At 51.6% G+C, this 18,798-nt stretch carries 14 protein-coding genes; 7 read left to right on the top strand and 7 right to left on the bottom strand.

Annotated features, from left to right (window positions below):
* Positions 1–27: 27 nt before the first annotated feature.
* The 7 genes from ACW73I_RS16080 to ACW73I_RS16050 form a co-directional block, all read right to left on the bottom strand.
* Complete coding sequence (locus ACW73I_RS16080) at positions 28–897, bottom strand: SDR family oxidoreductase (RefSeq protein WP_458030439.1); 870 nt, start codon at positions 895–897, stop codon at positions 28–30.
* Between the two features lie 30 nt (positions 898–927).
* On the bottom strand, positions 928–1,803 hold the full coding sequence (locus ACW73I_RS16075; protein ID WP_458030438.1) for a sulfite exporter TauE/SafE family protein: 876 nt from the start codon (positions 1,801–1,803) through the stop codon (positions 928–930).
* A 12-nt stretch (positions 1,804–1,815) separates the two neighbouring features.
* The gene (locus tag ACW73I_RS16070) at positions 1,816–4,263 is read right to left on the bottom strand and encodes a heavy metal translocating P-type ATPase (protein ID WP_458030437.1); all 2,448 of its coding nucleotides are present in this window, start codon (positions 4,261–4,263) and stop codon (positions 1,816–1,818) included.
* 61 nt (positions 4,264–4,324) lie between these two features.
* Positions 4,325–4,777 carry a hypothetical protein gene (locus ACW73I_RS16065; protein ID WP_458030436.1) on the bottom strand — a complete coding sequence of 151 codons (453 nt, stop codon included), beginning with the start codon at positions 4,775–4,777 and terminating at the stop codon, positions 4,325–4,327.
* Between the two features lie 264 nt (positions 4,778–5,041).
* Positions 5,042–5,293: a hypothetical protein gene (locus ACW73I_RS16060; protein WP_458030435.1), complete on the bottom strand. Its 252-nt coding sequence runs from the start codon at positions 5,291–5,293 to the stop codon at positions 5,042–5,044.
* A gap of 58 nt (positions 5,294–5,351) precedes the next feature.
* Entirely contained in the window at positions 5,352–5,531 is a 180-nt protein-coding gene (locus ACW73I_RS16055) for a heavy metal translocating P-type ATPase metal-binding domain-containing protein (protein WP_458030434.1), read from the bottom strand.
* 149 nt (positions 5,532–5,680) lie between these two features.
* Positions 5,681–5,923, bottom strand: a complete 243-nt coding sequence (locus tag ACW73I_RS16050; RefSeq protein WP_458030433.1) for a hypothetical protein — start codon at positions 5,921–5,923, stop codon at positions 5,681–5,683.
* 567 nt (positions 5,924–6,490) lie between these two features.
* On the opposite strand from ACW73I_RS16050, the gene ACW73I_RS16045 reads away from it, so the two are divergent.
* The 7 genes from ACW73I_RS16045 to ACW73I_RS16015 are packed head-to-tail and all read left to right on the top strand — an operon-like array spanning position 6,491 to position 18,734.
* Positions 6,491–7,564: an HD domain-containing phosphohydrolase gene (locus ACW73I_RS16045; protein WP_458030432.1), complete on the top strand. Its 1,074-nt coding sequence runs from the start codon at positions 6,491–6,493 to the stop codon at positions 7,562–7,564.
* On the top strand, positions 7,509–8,699 hold the full coding sequence (locus tag ACW73I_RS16040; RefSeq protein ID WP_458030431.1) for a CheR family methyltransferase: 1,191 nt from the start codon (positions 7,509–7,511) through the stop codon (positions 8,697–8,699). The genes ACW73I_RS16045 and ACW73I_RS16040 overlap by 56 nt, the downstream gene beginning before the upstream one ends.
* Before the next feature lie 8 nt (positions 8,700–8,707).
* On the top strand, positions 8,708–9,745 hold the full coding sequence (locus ACW73I_RS16035) for a chemotaxis protein CheW (protein WP_458030430.1): 1,038 nt from the start codon (positions 8,708–8,710) through the stop codon (positions 9,743–9,745).
* Between the two features lie 40 nt (positions 9,746–9,785).
* Positions 9,786–11,243 (top strand): CHASE3 domain-containing protein, encoded by a 1,458-nt coding sequence (locus ACW73I_RS16030; RefSeq protein WP_458030429.1) that lies wholly within the window; start codon positions 9,786–9,788, stop codon positions 11,241–11,243.
* Between the two features lie 12 nt (positions 11,244–11,255).
* On the top strand, positions 11,256–13,493 hold the full coding sequence (locus ACW73I_RS16025; RefSeq protein ID WP_458030428.1) for a hybrid sensor histidine kinase/response regulator: 2,238 nt from the start codon (positions 11,256–11,258) through the stop codon (positions 13,491–13,493).
* Entirely contained in the window at positions 13,490–14,554 is a 1,065-nt protein-coding gene (gene cheB, locus ACW73I_RS16020) for a chemotaxis-specific protein-glutamate methyltransferase CheB (protein WP_458030427.1), read from the top strand. The genes ACW73I_RS16025 and cheB overlap by 4 nt, the downstream gene beginning before the upstream one ends.
* A gap of 10 nt (positions 14,555–14,564) precedes the next feature.
* On the top strand, positions 14,565–18,734 hold the full coding sequence (locus ACW73I_RS16015) for a response regulator (RefSeq protein WP_458030426.1): 4,170 nt from the start codon (positions 14,565–14,567) through the stop codon (positions 18,732–18,734).
* Positions 18,735–18,798: the final 64 nt, after the last annotated feature.

Genomic DNA, 18,798 nt, shown 5'->3' with positions numbered 1-18,798 from the left:
ACCGCCCGGCGCTACGGCTTCCAGGGACTACTCAACCTTCACTCGCTGGCGCTTCGTTTCCAAGGTTTCGCAGCGATAGCCTTCGCGGTAGCTGGAAAATCGAAAACGATACCCAAGCGCACGAAGACGGGCATTATTACAGCGTTTATTTTGCTCTGATTCGGGCGCCTTGACTAATGGAGCGGGTAATGGAAAGCCGTATTGTTCAGCGATCCAATTCATCACATCCCAGAGTGGAGCCGGATCGTTGTCGCTAACCAAATAACAGCGCTGCAACGCTTCACCGGTCACAAGCTTTTGAATCAAAAACAACAACGCCGCCACGCAATCGTCACGGTGAATTCGGTTTGTATAGAATGGAGGCTGTCGCTGCACGGCTTCGCCCTGGGCGGCGCGCTTCAGCAGCCAGTCGCGCCCCGGCCCGTAAATACCCGAAAACCGCACGACACAATTGCTATCGTTTAATTCCCACAACCTTGTCTCGGCCTTGATCAAGCATTGCGCCGACAACGACGCCGGCCTGGTTTCGCTTTCTTCATCAACCCATTCAGCGTGATTTTGGCCATAGACGCTAGTTGAAGAAACCATCAACCATCTCGGCATACGGCCGGCGTTATTAAAATGCGCCAATAGATTATTTAGGCCCGAGTCGTACAGCGCCTGATAGGCTTCGGCCTGACGGCTACCGGCAGACACGACAAACAGCACGAGGTCGAATTCATCCGGCAATACCGAGAGCGTTGACTTCTGACGGATATCGGCCGAGACGATGGGAAAGGGAGCCGGAACAAGGGGAGCTCGACGCTTTAGGGCGGTGACCTGATGACCTTGTCGCACCAAGGCTAGCGCGACTTGATAACCGATATCGCCGCAACCGGCAACTAAAACTCTAGCCAATAGCTCTCTCGAAGCAAAAAAGCGGCGATGTCACATGTTCTGAATGACGGCAATCATTCCTGCGATGTAGTCCATTGCTTCTCCGATGAAAACCTCTATCGCGTCCAATTGGTTTTTTACAAATACCAAAAAAGTCGTGTGTCTAAAATCTTCATCCAAATAAAAACTAAGGCCTTTGTGTACCGTATTAAGCCCCATGAACATCATGATGATAGCAGCCGTTTTATACATAAAACCACGAAGTTTTGCACTCAGCTTGCTGAACGCCACACTGATGAACAGCATCATAGGCAAGGTGCCCGCGCCGAACGTGAGCATCAGCGCTCCGCCTTCCAGTACGTTGGTTGCCGTGGTCGCCTTGACCGCCATTGCAAAGGTCAAAGGACAAGGCATAAGGCCGTTCAGGAAACCCGCTATCATCGCCCCCAGAACAGGCCCTTTTTGATTGGCGGTCGCATAGCCTTTGCGTAAGACTTGCATCGGTATCAATCGAATGGAGCCTTGCCATGGAACCCAGCCCAGAATGCCCAGGGCCAAAAAAATCACGACACCCCCGATCAACATTTGCAAGACACTTTGCAGTTTGCCGAAAAGACCGCTTGAAACCAATACGACGCCGAGCGTAGCCGCCAATACACCGACTAAGGTATAGACACTGATACGGGTAAACTGATAGGCAAAATAAGGCAGATAACTCTTGGTCTTGCCGGCGTTCATGAAATAGCCTGAAACCAGCGCCCCACACATGCCCAAACAGTGGCCGCTACCTAAAAAACCCGCTACAAATGCCAGCGAATAATCAAATCCGGCCGATGCGGCAAGGTCCGCCATGCCGTGCATGGCATGATCCATGTGATTCGTATCATGATTCATCGCGGCATGGGCGGAATGATCCATGCCATCCATCGTGTTTTCCATTTACTTATTTAGCCTTAATGAATTGACTATGACCGAAACCGAACTTAAAGCCATCGCCGCCGAAGCGATCATTGGATTGAGTTTACCCAAAGCCGCTACCGGGATGGCGACGGTATTGTAGCCAAAGGCCCAAAACAGGTTCTGCTTGATAACTCGAATGGTAAATCCGCTCAGTTCTATGGTTTCCGTCACCTTGGTAATATCGCCTTGCACCAGCGTCAAATCCGCCGATTCGATAGCCACATCGGTCCCGCTGCCGATAGCAAAACCGACGTTGGCCGCGGCGAGAGCAGGTGCATCGTTAACGCCGTCCCCTATCATACCCACCTGAAAACCATCGCTTTGTAGTTGCTGAATGATCTGCAATTTCTCCTCGGGCTTGGCATTGGCAACCACATCGCCTATACCGACTTTATCGGCGATGTAATAGGCCGTTCTTTCCGTATCGCCGGTGACCATCAGGGTTTTTATACCTAAGGCGTGCAGACGCTGAATGGCGGCCGATGCCTCCTCGCGAGGATTGTCGGCAATGGCGAAAATTGCCGACGGCTCGCCGTTGATGGCCATATAAACAGGCGTCCTGCCCTGTCCGGCAAACACGTCCGCCTGTGCATCCAGCGTTGCGACGTCGACCTTCTGACTTTCCAGCCACGCTCGGTTACCCAATAGTAACTTATAACCGTCCACGTCGGCGCGAATTCCACGTCCGGTTTCACTGTAAAAATAACTGCACGGCTGCAATTCGATGTTGTTTTCACGCGCAAATTCGACTATGGCTTTGCCCAAGAAATGTTCGGAACCGAATTCGGCGGAAGCGGCCAGGCTAAGCAACTCAAAATTATCCAGAGACGATAGGTTTGCCACTTCACTGACTTTGGGCCGGCCTTCGGTGATGGTGCCGGTTTTATCGAAAACGATAGCATTCAGCTTACTGGCGACTTCCAAGCTTTCGCCGTTGCGTATATAGACGCCTTTTTTGGCGGCCTGACCGGTTCCGACCATGATTGCGGCGGGGGTTGCCAAACCGAGCGCGCATGGACAGGCAATCAGTAACACGGTAATTGCGTTGCCGAAGGCGGCTCCAAAAGGCACTCCGACGGCCATCCAACCGAACAAGGTCAAGCCGGAAGCCACCATGACCGACGGCACAAACAACGCCGAAATTTTATCGACTTGCTTTTGTATCGGCAGTTTAGCCGCTTGGGCTTGATCGACCATGTGGACGATACCCGCCAACACGGTATCCATGCCGACGGCCGTCGCCTCTACATGCAACACGCCATTGCCGTTGACGCAACCGCCAATCACGGCATCACCGATATTTTTTACGACAGGCATGCTTTCACCGGTCACCATGGCTTCGTCAACCGTCGATACACCGAACGCCACGCGACCGTCGGTAGGAATCCTCTCGCCCGGTCTGATCAGCATTAAATCACCGACTTGTATATCGTCAACGTCGACAAAAATTTCCTTGCCGTCTTTCAGCAAAATCGCTGTTTGCGGTTGCAGGTCAACCAGTTTGCGGATCGCTTCGCCGGCTTTACCTTTTGCCCGCTCTTCCAGAAAGCGGCCTAATAGAACAAAGGTGATAATGGCGGCCGCCGCTTCAAAATAGACATGGCCGCGACGGCGCAGCAATGCCGGGACACTATAACCATAAGCCGAACCGACACCCAGCGCTATCAAGGTATCCATATTGGCCGCCCGCTGCTTGGCCAAGCGATAGGCTTTGATAAAAAATTGACTACCCGTCCCAAAAACGACTTGAGTAGTGAGCACGAACTGTAACCAATGCGTCCAACGGGATGTCGCCATCGACATCGCAACGCCAACCACGGGTATGGTTAAAAGCCCAGCCCATACGAATCGACGCTGGGCCGCGTCGATTCGCTGCTGCTCCTTTTCGATTAACCGTTTGCGTTGGGACAAGGTATCAACCAGCAAGGTGCTGTAGCCAAGTTTTTCTATCTCACGCGCCACATCGGCTTTGCTCAACTGCCCCAGCACGTTAACAGTTTGCGTAGCGAAATTAACGCTCGCCGTTTTAACGCGCTCGTTCCGCTTCAAAACCATCTCGATTAACAACGCACATGAAGCGCAAGTCATGCCTTCCACAGCCATGTCTATGTGCTGCACAGGGCCTTCGATGGCTTTTTTCTTATGGTTTCTGACTATCGGCTGTTTCTGAGCGATATTGCCCAATACAGCGTCCAGCATGATCAACAGGTTTTTTTTAGGAAAACGACCGGAATCAAACTCAATCGCCACCGAACCAATCGCAAATACCGACCGTACGCCAGTGATTTCCGGCCGCTTTTTCAACAAAATCTCAAAAATATAACCGCGCTCCGGGTCGTTTTTCAAAACCGGGGTAATGATGCGAAGCCGGTTTTTTATTTGATGTTGAATAACGAAATGTTTGTAGTCTGGAGTTTCGGAGTCCATAGTTTTCTCTGAACAGTGATCGGCCAGTAATTCGAACCTTGCCGGGATCGGCTCAATCAAGTTATCGCTTAGGCCTGCGAGATCGCACTAATAAGAAAAACATATAAAAGGTTGCCAGCCATTCATAACGGTAGGCAAAAGGTTTCACCAACCATTGCTGGGTAATCCGCGCCCAATGCACTTTGATTAAGTACAGCACCAAAATATCATTCAGAAAATCGATAACGGCCTTCTCCGGATCTTTGATCAAAGCCTTGGGCCCTTTGGTGCTCAGTCTACCGACAATCCTAGCCGCTTGTACGGTTTCCTTGGCGGCGGTCATTTTTTCATCAAGCCAATGGTTGATGCGGCTGTTCTTTAACCGTCCTCGAAGCTTAAAGCGAGACTGGTCATGGGCTTCGATCACGGCAAGAGGAGCAAACCAACCTTGTTGCTCTAAGGTGGCTAAGGCCATATGCAATTGTCTGGCTAATTCAATGAAGCTGCATATGTCTTCCCGATAATGAATGGCCATCTTTCTTGACCGCCTAAACACACGAACGGAATCAACTCCATCGAATGCGGCAACTGTATCGGTAATTAATTGTGCAACCTGGATAGAGCTAGCCCGTTGCGGTATTTGAAAGCGCACATGGCCTTCGCTTCTGTAGCGTAAAACGAATTCTTTTTGGATCGCCATATCAATAGCTTAGAAAAACAAAACGGGCGAACCCGTAAGACAGGCCGCCCGCTTCAATTAATTTCACCAGGATCAATAATTAGCCGCTCAGGCGTTAACTTACTTTTCTTCCTTCGCCTCGGCAACAATATCTTCTAAATTTTCTTTTTGATGTAAGACAAAGTCTTTGCCCGCATCGATTGTTTTTGTTGCGCTGGCGATAATCTCTTTTCGATATTTATAAACAAAAAAACCGGCAACCATACCCAAACCAAATACCAAAACCGGATGTTTTGAGGCTTTGTTCATCAGCTTCCCCCCCGTGCTGACTGTTGCAGTCGCCAAAGTACCAGCCATGACCTGTTTGCTCATGGATGTCTCCTTGGAATTGTGATTGTGTGCCATAGATCTCGATATCCTTTAAGTTTAATCAACTGTTATTAGCTGTCTCGGAATCTTCTGATAACACCTGGTCTTCATGCAACATTTGATAAATTCCTTTGCATCCCTCACAGCAAAATCGTTTGTCTCCTTCCGTGGTTTTTAGTTCGAAACCTTCCACTTCAACGTCCAAACCACAAAGATCACACTGCTTTTTTTTATCGCTCATTGCCAATACAGACTGTATTCTAAGAATTTCCTAACGCAAGGTTGTTATTATAACTCTCCGCGCGTTCAAAACAATGACTAAGCAAATTGAGTCCATTCAATAGCATCCCAACCCCAATTAGCCAAAACACGCCAACCCGGATCAAATAATCAACGTAACAAGCGTTGCTGTATTACATCCTCGGTTACCCGGGTCGCAGCGGCACGGCTCGATGCTTTCATCAAAGCGATTCTCAAAGCCCCCGTCAAGCTAGCGCTCAACCCCAGACGCATAGCCAATGCCGGCACTAAAATCATCGATGTCAGAGCAAGTCCGGCTCCCAACATTAATGCGCCAGTATTGATTTGCTGTGCTGCCGTTGTGTAGCTGGAAGAAATTAATTCCTGCGCCATACCTCAACCTCATCGGAAAAATTCAAAGGACCTGGAACGGAAAGCACGAAAGACGCCACTATTTATTTAATTGTTTTAATTGATATTTTTATAATTAAGCAACAATAAAAACAAAATAAATAGAGGATTTGCCTCACCAATATAAGTTATTTAACATAGTTTTTTATAAATCGGACAGCGCAAGATGCCTCCTTATACAATCAAATCTCTCGAATCATTGCATTGACAGCCCTGATTCGAAACCGACCCAACGACCAAGGCTTGTCATTAAATTCGACATAACATTAGGAAACATCGGGCTGAGCGCTTGAAATTTTGTCATACGGAGGGCGACAGCCGTGCTTAATCAATAAAGCGTAAGTCATGAGGTTTGTTAACGAAAATATCTATTTTATCGGCTCTGGCTTTTTAAAACTTTTGACCTATAGTGAATGCGCACTTACCGAGAATAGATGCTAGGACTAAATGTATTGAACATCTAGCCCGTGCTAGATGGAGGAACGCTTGCAAAATTGCGTCACAAACATTGATTCACGATCCGTTTCGTCACCGGCCACTATTCTTATTGTGGATGACGATCCGGTCAATCTAACTACTCTAGGAAATTTATTACAACCGCATTTCCAGGTATTAGCGGCGCCTTCCGGAGAGCGCGCCCTGCGGATTGCAAGAGGCCCGCAAAAACCGGACTTGATTTTACTCGATGTAATCATGCCGCAGATCGATGGCTATAAAATCCTCGCCACGCTGAAGGACGATCCTGTTACCGAAGACATTCCGGTTATTTTTGTGACCGGTTTGGACTCCTGCGAAGATGAGGCCCGAGGGTTGACGCTCGGCGCAGTCGATTACATTACCAAACCGTACCGCCCCCCTATCGTGCTCGCCCGAATACACACACAGCTCGATCTCAAACGCGCGCGTGATCAACTGGCCAATCAAAACGCCTATTTGGAAGCCGAGGTCGCTTCGCGCACTCAGGAAATCTTACTGATCCAAGACGTCACCATCCGAGCCTTGGGCGAACTAGTCGAGACGCGGGATCCGGAAACGGGCTACCACATCCATCGTACCCAAGAATATGTTCGCCTGTTAGCCGGGCGCTTGCAGTCTCATCCATCGTTTTCGGCTCTGCTTACGGATAAGGTTGTAAACCTCTTAGTCAAATCGGCGCCTCTACACGATATCGGCAAAGTGGGGATTCCGGATCAGATCTTACTTAAACCGGACAAACTAACTCATCAAGAATGGGAAATTATGAAAACGCACTGCTGGCTGGGAGCTCAAGCCATAGAACGCGCCCTGCGCGATGCTGGCCGCAATCTCGAGTTTCTCGACATAGCCAAGCAAATAACGCATTTTCACCATGAAAAATGGGACGGCAGCGGTTACCCGGACGGCTTGAAAAAAAACGCCATTCCTATTCCGGCACGTTTAATGGCGGTCGCCGATGTATTCGACGCCCTGATCTCGCCTCGTAGTTATAAAAGCTCGATACCCATAAAAAAAACTCGCGACATCATCATTTCCGAACGGGGCACCCACTTCGATCCTGACGTTGTCGACGCGTTTGCGGAGTGTTTCGATGAATTCGTCGACATTGCCCATCAATATCAAGGCCGTCACATTCTCGACGGATAAAAAACCGATGATCACCAACAGCGAAACCTATTTTTTCCGCGATCACGGTCAATTCGACTTGCTGCGTCAGCGCCTTCTGCCTGAACTCATCGAACGCCAAAGTAAAAATAAAACCCTGCGTCTTTGGAGCGCCGGCTGCGCAAGCGGCGAAGAAGCCTACTCTCTAGCCATATCGATCGACTTGTTGTTACCCCGGCGTGAAGACTGGTCAATTCTGATTCTCGGCAGCGACCTTAGTTCGGTTGCTTTAGCGAAGGCCAAGCGAGCAAGCTACCGACCATGGTCGTTCCGCCAGATGCCGGCCGGGTTGAAGCAGCGTTATTTCTCGTCGAAAGGCGGCGCATGGCAACTGGACGATCGTATTCGCCGTATGGTCGATTTCCGCTGCTTTGACCTGCGCGACGCCCTTTTCCCTTGCGGCGAGCTGTTGGATATGGATTTGATTCTGTGCCGCAACGTGTTCATTTATTTCGATGCCGAGACCGTCTGCTTGGTTGCAAATAAGCTGGCGGCCACTCTGAACGAAGGCGGCTATCTGATGACGGCACACGCCGAACTCACCGGCGTCACCATGTCAAATATGCAAAGCAGATTGTTTTCGGCGAGCGTGGTACATCAACGGCATTCTCCCAGTCCGGCCGAAACGCCTATCGTCATCGCCGATACGCAGCCGCCAGCCCCTCTATCATCCGCGGTCAAGATGCCAGCCGCATTTCCGCCAAACGCGGCAGCGCCGGCCGAACCGGATGTCGACGCCTTATTGACTAAGGCGCGATCCTTTGCCGATAAAGGCATGTACGATCAGGCGGAACAAATCTGTCGTGATGTCCTGGCTGCCGCGCCACTGATGGCGGCCCCGCATTTTCTGATGGCACAACTTGCTCAACTTAGAAGCGACTTCCAAAAGGCCACGGAATTCTTGGAAAAAACCCTCTACCTCGAACCGGATAACGCCGGCGCCCTTTTGGAACTGGCGGCACTTTACGAACGCGCCAAAGACCTGTCACGGGCCAAAGGCCTGCGATGTACCGCCCTAAATATCATCCGCAAGCTACCAAGCGAAACATTGATCGAACCATACGAAATGACCGCCGCAGAAATAGCGCAACGGCTGTCCGAGTCCACTTCAGCCTAGGAAAAACAATGGAAGCCAAACTGCAGACCATTTTAATTTTCGAGCTCGATGGCACGCGCTTCGGTTTGGACGCGAAGCAGGTCCTTGAGTCGGTCCGGCTACCCGAACTGACATCTATCGATGAAGCACCGCCGTGGGTGATTGGCATGTTCAACTTGCGCGGCCGTATCGTTCCGGTTACCGACCTCTGCCTACGTTTCGGCCACGCAGCCCGCTCGCTCAGCCTCGACGACCAAGTCATCGTATTGAGCAAAGACGACCTGACCATGGGCTTACTGGTCGGCGAGGTGCTTGACGTCATCGAACTGTCGCCTGATGCGATCGAACCCCCTCCCCGTTTTGAACAAATCCGCCATGGTCTCGATCGTTTGGCCAGCGGCATCGCCAGTATAGCCGATGAGTTAGTGACGCTAATCGATGTTTCGAAACTGATGAAACAATCCCGATTGCCGGCCATAGACTATAAAGGAAGGCACAAAGCGTCAAACAGGCCAATCTATGCCGAACTCGCCGGCGAAATTCGTGCGAGGTTTCGCGCCAGAGCCATGGCCTTACGAAAAAGCATAGCCGAGGAGAATGTACCGCTTTTAGGACTGGCCGTTATCGAAATCAGTGGCGAATATTTTGGAATAGAGCTCAACACCGTGCAGGAGTTTTGCAACATAAGCCAACTGAGTCCTATCCCTTGTTGCCCGCCGCATATCCTAGGCGCCATGAGCTTGCGAGGTAAGTTGCTGACCCTGATAGACCCGCGCCGCGCCCTGAATCTCGCATCTTCTCCCCAATGCCGAAAAGCTTTGGTTGTCCGCGTCTCGGCCGCGCCCGCTTCCGGCGTTGACGACCAACTCATTGGCGTTGCCGTAGATGATGTGCGCGATGTTGTCTATTTACACAGCGAATCATTGCACCCACCGCCTTCGGCGTTAATCGAGCAATGCGAAGCGGAAACGATCGGTACCGCGTCGTACGACGGTAAAACCATGACAGTTCTGAATCTGCCCGCTCTGTTAGCACGCCCGGAATGGATAGTCGACGAAAACGTATAGATACCGTCGCAACAGGCAATCAATCATGTTGAGGTGAATTATGGACAAGAAACAAACTGGAATGAACAAAATTATCCGGCTTGGTTTTAGCGGTATTTTGGCATTGCTGATAATCAACGGCACGGCATCGTTCGTGACGACAAATGAGTTGGCACAAAGCATGTTTTGGGTCTCACATACCTACGAAGTTCGTGGACAGTTAGAAAAACTCTTGCGTCATCTGGTTGACGCCGAAACCGGTTACCGCGGCTATTTATACACCGACAACGAAACATTTCTGCAACCCTACCAGAATGTGCAGCATGCCGTTCATGACGATCTAAGCAACATCAGGGAATTGATTAAGGACAATCCGGCCCAAGTCGATCGCCTTAGAACGATAGCCGATTTAGTCACTCAGAAACTTAACATCATGGCTCAAACCGTTTCATTGCAGAAAACAGGTAGCAAACAAGAAGCGCTGCAGATCGTATCATCGGGAAAAGGCAAAGAAATCATGGATAACATCAGAGCCAAACAAGATGAAATGAATAATGAGGAAAGCAAGCTGCTGAATCAGCGGATGGAACAAACGCAAACCGTTCATAGAGTTTCTTGGCTTACGATTGTGGGCGGGAGCTGTTTATCGCTGGCCATCGGAATTGCCGTGCTGTTTTTCATCAATAGAAACTTCATGCGTCCACTCAATGAAGTAATCAATGTTCTGGCCTCGACTTCCAGAGAAATTGACGCAAGCGTTAACGAGCACGAACGCACCGCCAGCCAACAAGCGGCGGCGGCTAACGAAACGTCCGCGACCATTGAAGAGCTATCGGTTTCGTCGCGCAAATCAGCGGAGCAAGCGGCTAATGCGGCGGCGATGACCGAAAAATCAGGTGCTGCTACCGCGCAAGGCGACGAAGCCACCCGACAGGCCGTTGCCGCAATGGACAACTTAAATGAAAAAATCGGCTCGATGGCACAGCAAATTCTGCATTTAGGCGAGCAGTCCGGGCAAATCGGCGGCATAGCGACGGTACTGAAAGACTTGGCCGGGCAAATCAATATGCTGGCTTTGAATGCCGCCGTGGAGGCAGCGCGAGCCGGCGAACACGGTAAAGGCTTCGGCGTAGTCGCGAGTGAAATTCGAAAACTCGCAGACGAAAGCAAGAAATCAGCGGAACAAACGGCATTGCTGGTGGCCGACATACAGAAAGCCACCAATTCCTCGATTATGATGACAGAAAACGGCACGCGTACCGTCAACGAAGTGACACAGGCCGTACAGAAAGTCGCCGGACTGTTCAATAGCTTGGCCAGCCTCGCCAAAAGCACCAACGAAAACGTGCAACAAGTCATGTTTAACGCCAAGCAACAATCAGCCGCCTTCAACCAAGTGGTCGAAGCCACGAACAGCATAGCCGCCGGCGTAAAGGAAACCGCCGCCGGTATTTGCCAGACCAAGTTAGGCATACAAAACATAAATCGGGCGGCGGAAAACCTGAAGTCTATCGTTTAACGAGTGGATAGCATGATCGCCGATCCGGAACTACAAAAGCTTTTTAAAGCCGAAAGCGAGGAGCACCTAGCCCGTCTTGATAATGGTCTGCTGCGTCTTGAAAAGACGCCGGCCGCTCCGGAACTATTGGAAGAGGTCTTTCGGGAGTCTCATAGCTTAAAAGGTGCGGCTAGCATGCTGGGGCTGACCCAGATCGAAACCGCCGCCCACCGCTTGGAATCAATCTTCAACGCAGCCCGCAAAGGCCGGGAATCACTGACGCCGCAAACAATCGAAAAGATGAATGCCTGCCTGGCCGATTTGCGCCGGCGCGTGCTGGACGCGCTAGGCGAAGAGCGTCAGCCCGGCGAAACGTCCGATAAGGGCGCCGAACCGTCGATGTCACCCATCGTGCAAACCTCCGCCGCCCCGCCTCTTGAAGCAAAATCCGGACAAACCCATCGGCCCTCTCCACCGCCCCCGCCTCTACCTACACCTACGCCGGCACCGCCTTCCGTTCATGGCAATGCCGCCGCCGAACCTTTCTATCTGGACACAGTCCGCGTTGAAACCCGTAAGCTCGATGACTTATTGACTCAAGTGGGCGAATTATCGGTAATCCAAGGGCAGACCCGACACCGTTTGTCGCTGATGGAAGAACTGCTGGAGCGCTGGGCGGAGTTGGAGCGCAAACAGTACGCCAATAGCCCGAATTCGGCACTTCAAATTGATACATTTGCTGATAAGAGCAAACGTTTCGGCTGTCTACTTAAGCAAACTCGCGACGCCTTTTTCGACGATAACGCCCGTCTTCAATCCATTGCGCAACGACTCGGCGATCAAGTCAGCAATATACGCTTGCTACCATTATCTACGCTATTCGCCTTGTTTCCCCGCATGGTCCGTGACCTGGCCAAAGAACAAGGCAAAGAAATCGACCTGGTTGTCGAAGGCGGCGATATTACGGTGGACAAGCGCATCCTCGAAGAAATGAAAGACCCCTTGATGCACTTGATCCGCAATGCTGTCGATCACGGCGTCGAATCCCCTAGCGAGCGGCTGCAAGTGAATAAGTCATGCATCGCAACCTTGAGCTTACGAGTCTTCCGCGAAGATGGTCACGTGCTGCTCGAGGTTAGCGACGACGGCCGCGGCCTGGATGCCGAAGCAATCCGGCAAGAGGCCGCCCGCCGAGGCTTAGCCGATGAGGAATCGCCGAAGGCAATCACTCAACAACAAATGCAGCAGTTGATTTTTATGCCGGGTTTTTCCACCTGCCGTTACACTACGGCGTTGTCGGGACGAGGCATCGGCCTCGATGTAGTGCGCGTCAACGTCGAGCGCTTGAAGGGGAATATCAGCCTGGAATCGGTTTTAGGAAAAGGCCTAACGGTGAAATTGCGCCTGCCGTTAAGTTTGGCAACCGCGCGCATACTCATGGCCAGCGTTGCCGGCCGGCTTTATGGTTTTCCCGTCGAATTTGTTCATACCTCGCTTTGGGTCAAACCGGAACAGATATTCACGCTGGACGGCCGCCCGGCCATACTGCTGCATGATGCCGCCGTGATAGTCTACCATCTGGCCGATTTGTTAGAACTCGCCACGGAAACACAGGCGATGGACCGGGGCAAAACAAATGCCTTAGCCTGCGTGGTGTTGCAGGTTGGCCGCGTATGCTTTGGGTTGCTGGCGGACGATTTGCCGGATGAAGAAGAAATCGTACTTAAACCGCTGGGAGCACCGTTGAAACGCGTCCGCAATGTTTCCGCATTAGCCATATTGGGTAGCGGCGAAATCTGCGTCGTGTTGAATCCCCCGGATCTGCTGAGTTCGGCACATAAAATCGCACTTGCCGGACACGGTAAACACGGCGCGACACAAAAAGCGGGACGGCCGCGAGCAAAGCCGGCCGTGCTTCTGACGGAGGATTCGGCACTGATCCGCGCGATGGAAAAACGCATCCTGGAAGACGCTGATTACGAAGTCATCACCGCGGTCGATGGCATGGATGCGTTGAACCAATTGAACAGCCGGCCATTTGCGGCAGTAGTCGCCGATATTTCGATGCCCAACATGGATGGACTGACTCTTACTGAACGCATCCGCGCAAATCCTAAATATCAAGATCTGCCGGTGATATTGGTCACCAGTTTGGCTTCCGACGAAGATAAACGGCGCGGACTCGATGTCGGTGCCAATGCCTACATACCCAAGCCGACATTCGACCAACGCGTGTTACTCGACATCCTGAATAGATTAATCTCCCTATGATACGCGTACTTCTGGTCGACGATTCAGCCATTGTGTTGCATATTCTGCAAAGCCTACTGCGTCGCTCCGCCGATATTCTAGTCGTTGGCACTGCCGGCGACGGCAAAGAAGCTTTGAAAGCGATTCCCGCGCTCGATCCCGACGTGATCTGTACCGATCTGCATATGCCGACTATGGACGGATTAGAATTGACCCGCGCAGTAATGGCATCTCATCCACGCCCCATTCTGGTCATAAGTGTTTCGGTACCGCCGGATTCGCCGAATGTGTTTCGTTTGCTTGAAGCCGGTGCAATAGACGTTTTTCTTAAACCGCGCGACATCCTGACGATGAACCGTGACGAACTGGCTCAGAGCCTAGCTTCAAAGATTCGCGTAGTCGCCGGCGTGCATGTGTTCCGTATTAAAACGGATGTTTCGGCCGGTGCGCAGCCCGGATCCGGACGATTACCGGCTTTGCACGCCAAGGTTCCGGTCAAAATCGCCGTCATCGGCGCATCTACCGGCGGACCTCAAGCATTGCACGCCATACTGCGCGCTTTGCCGAGAACGTTCCCGATACCACTGCTCTGCATTCAACACATCGGTACTGACTTTTTAACGGAGTTAGTCCGCTGGCTGGCAGAAGTGTCGCCGCTTCCGGTACGCCAAGCAATTCACGGCGAGATGCCGGAGGGCGGAGTCATCTATTTCGCGCCGGGAAATTCTCATTCCGAGTTCGATGAATTCGGACGTTTCATGCTATCCGAGGCCCCAGCCTATGACGGCCATCGTCCCTCGATCACCGTGTCGATGAAAGCGGCCGCACACCGCTACGGCGCGGCCAGTGCAGGTGTGCTGTTAACGGGCATGGGCAATGACGGTGCCGCCGGCCTGGCTGAAATCGCGGCCGCGGGCGGCGTTACCATTGCACAGGACGAAGCGAGCAGCGTGGTTTATGGTATGCCGCAAGCGGCGATCGCGTTGAGGGCGGTTGCACATCAGCTGCCGTTGGATTTGATTTCCGCGGCGCTGGTAGCCTTAAGCAAGTCCGATCTTACCGCGGACACAGAGCAAAATTGAAGGAAATCTCATGACGGAAAACCTTGAATCATCTCTTGTTCACATGAAAAGCAAGTCTCCCATTTTGCTGGTCGAAGACAGTCCGGTAGAAGCGGAGTTGACTCGCCGCACCCTGGCCTTGGCAAACTATAAGGTCTGCGTGGCGTACAACGGTGTTGAGGCTATAAACATCGCTCGCAGCGAACGCCCGCTATTAGTGTTGAGCGACATCAACATGCCGATGATGGACGGCTACCGCTTGTGCAGTACCTTTAAATTCGACGACGATTTATGGAACATCCCCATCATCCTACTCACCGTGTTATCGGAACCCGAAGACATCATTCAGGCGATTAACTGCGGCGCAGACGCATATATCATCAAACCCTACGCAGTCGACAGACTGTTAGAGCGCATCAACGCTTTGTTGGACGCCCCTATCCAAAGACGGCGTAAGGACGAAAGACGCAGGGAGATTGTCGGCTATGGCGGAAAGCGCCACTCCCTGACCGGTGGCGGCCAGCAGATATTGAACCTGATGCTATCCTTATACGAAAACACCCTCCAACAAAACCACGAACTGGTCAACATTCACGCCCAGCTCAATTTATTAAACGACAGCTTGGAGCAGCAGGTAAACAAACGCACCGCGGAGTTAGCCAAGGTCAATCGTGCGCTCATGACCTTGTCGGCGTGCAATCAAGTATTGGTAAGGGCGGCCACGGAGCAGGAACTGCTTGAACGCGCCGTACAAACAATCGTCGACAATAGCGGCTATCCATTAGCGACCATTAGTTATAAAAACAATACGGCGGATACGCCGGGCGGATCGGCGGTATGGTGCGGCAACATGTCTGATAGCCTCCTGCCAGCCATCGGCGTTTCAAATCTTCCCGAAGACAATTCCTCTCCCATTTCGGCCGCCTTTTACGCCGGATCGACTCAAATCTGCCGGGACCTCGATGCCGAATCGCAGTGGGACTCGTGGAAAGAACTCATGTCCGCGGATGGTTATGTTGCAACTATTGCCCTGCCGTTGACCACTGACGACGGCGATACCTTCGGCGTACTCAGCATCTATTCGTCGGAAGCCAATAGTTTTGACCGGCAGGAGGTTAATTTACTGAACGAGCTGGCCGGTGACATCGCATACGGCGTCATGAGTCTGCGAACCAAGACTAATCTGCAAGTCACGGAACAGGCGCTTCAACATAGTGAGATTCAATATCGCCTACTGTTTGACAATAGCCTCGACGCGATATTGTTGACTTCGTCCGACGGCTGCATTTTGGCGGCCAATCCGGAAGCCCGGCGCCTGTTCGGGCTCAGCGACCAAACTCTGCGGGAAAAGGCCCGGCACACGATCCTGGACCCAGAGGATCCGCGTGTCGCAACAGCGATCGAGGAACGCGACCGTACCGACCGTTTTAGAGGCGAGTTAGCCCTGATCGGTGCCAACGGCATTAAGTTTCCAGCCGAAGTACTGGCACAAATCTTTAGGGGCCCGAGCGGTGAAATATGGACCAGCATGATTTTGCGCGACATTTCCGAACGCAAGTCCTCGGAGGAATTGGTCCGTAAGCTGTCTCTCGCCGTGGAGCAAAGTCCCGTCAGCATCGTCATCACCGACCTCGAAAACCATATTGAATACGTCAACGACGCATTTGTCGGCGTTACCGGTTATACCAAGGCGGAAGTCATGGGGAAAAACCCGCGGATCTTAAGTTCCGGCAAAACCCCGAGGGAATGTTTCGACGCCATGTGGAAAACGCTAAACCTAGGCGCATGCTGGAAGGGCGAATTCATAAACCGGCGCAAAGACGGCAGCGAATACATCGAATCGGCCAGTGTTTCTCCGATTCACCAAAGCGATGGCCAAATCAGCCATTATTTGGCGGTTAAAGAGGACATTACCGAACGCAGGCGGATCGAGGAAAACTTGAGGGAAAGCGAGGCGCGCTACCGCCGTATCACCGAAGGCTTAACCGACTATCATTATACGGTCCGCATCGAAAACGGTATTCCGGTTGAAACCGTACATAGCCCGGCCTGCTTAACGGTCACCGGCTATTCGATGGAAGAGTTCGCCGCCAACCCCGATTTATGGATGCTAATGGTAGTACCGGAATTCCGCGAGCGGTTGCTGCAACACGTTCATAAAATTCTTTCGGGCCGGGATGTAGAACCAATAGAGCATTGTATTTATCGCAAAGACGGCAAATTGCGTTGGATTAGCGATACGGCCATCCTGTTTCGGGATAACGGCGGCACACTGCTATCTTATGACGGCGTAATCAAAGACATTACGGACAAGAAGCAACTCGATCACGAATTAAAGCGATATCGTGATCATTTAGAGGAACTCGTCGCGACCCGCACAGCGGAATTGCAAGAGGCCAAATTGGCCGCTGAAGCCGCGAATGCCGCAAAAAGTGCGTTTGTTGCGAACATGAGCCACGAAATCCGGACCCCGTTGAATGCAATCGTCGGCATCACGCATTTGTTGCGTCGCAATAGTCCTCAGAACGGCCAAACGGAAAAATTGGAAAAAATCGTCGACGCATCGCAACACCTGCTGGCCGTAATCAACGACATTCTGGACTTATCTAAAATAGAAGCGAATAAACTGACCCTAAATCGTACCGACTTCGCTTTTGACCGAATGCTGGATAATGTTCTTTCTATGGTTGGATCCGGCCTTCGCGAAAAGAAGTTAAAGCTCGATGTGGATCGAGACTCTATCCCTCCTGTTCTAGTCGGCGATTCGACTCGCCTGGCGCAAGCCATGTTGAATTACCTGTCTAATGCGGTCAAATTTACCGAGCAAGGTAAAATCGTCGTAAACCTTAGCCGGATAGAAGAAACTGCAGAAGACGTGTTAATCCGTTTCGAGGTGAACGATACCGGAATCGGCATTCCACCTGAAAAAATCGCTGACTTGTTCGGTGCCTTTGAGCAGGCCGATAGCAAAACATCGCGCCGTTATGGCGGCACCGGACTTGGACTAGCCATTACCAAGCGACTTGCACGCCTGATGGATGGCGAAGTAGGCGCGCAAAGCCTACCCGGTCAAGGCAGCACTTTCTGGTTTACGGCCCGTCTCGGCAAGAGTAAATTGGACTTGGATGAACTCTGCGAAACGGCGATTGCCGCGGCGAACAACTTACAGGCGATTCCGGCGAGCGCGACTATTTTGCTGGCGGAAGATAATAAGATCAACCAAGAAGTTGCTTTAGAGTTGCTCCATGAAGTCGGACTGAAGGTTGATGTCGCCGCCGACGGTTTAGAGGCCGTGAAACTGGCGCGTGCTTGCAACTACGATCTGATCTTGATGGATATGCAAATGCCCGGCATGGATGGATTAGAAGCCACTCGCGCCATCCGCACATTAGCAGGCAGATCCGCGATCCCAATCTTGGCTATGACGGCAAATGCCTTCGACGAGGATAGGCAACGCTGTTACGAGGCCGGCATGAATGACTTTGTCGCAAAGCCGGTCGATCCGGATCAACTTTACGCGACCTTGCTACGCTGGTTACCCAACGCTAACCCTGTCCCATGCGGCCTCCAAACCGAAGAAAAAAGTCAATTCCCTCCAAATCTCATGACGGCCTCGGGCTTGGATATCGAACATGGGCTAAAAGCATTAAACGGCCACCGAGACAAATACTTAAGTCTCCTGCGCTGCTTCCTATTTGAACGCGACGCAGATTTGGCCGGTCTGATTGAGCAAATCGATAAAAATGATAGGCAAAAAGCGCTGTTTGCCGCGCATACCCTTAAAGGGAGTGCAGGCAATCTTGGCGTAACGGGTATGGAACAAATTGCCGCACAATTGGAAAAAGCTATCGAAAGCGAAGCCGAACCGACCGAAATGAAACATTTAGCCGACGACTTGAAAGTCGAATTGCAGCGGTTAAAAACCGCCTACGGTACCGACTTGGCAAATACCGCGGCCGATTGCCGAACAGAGAGGGAAATTGATTGGTCGGAAGTCGGAAAGATATTAAGTCAACTCGAACCGTTGCTGACAATTTCCAGCATGCAAGCCAATACGCTATTCGATTCCCATGCGGCCATGCTCAAAACCGCTCTCGGCCCTATCGGCGCGGAATTGGAGCGGCAAATAATTCATTTCCTTTATCCCGAGGCACTGGAAACCCTGATTAAGGCAAAAACGACAATGACAACCGAACATTAAGCTCAAACATTTCCGATTCGGAAAAACACTGAATGTTGATTCATCAAGACGCGGACGAATGCCG

Source organism: Methylomonas sp. MgM2 (assembly GCF_054172045.1).
This window is presented reverse-complemented; position numbering and strand designations above follow the sequence as displayed.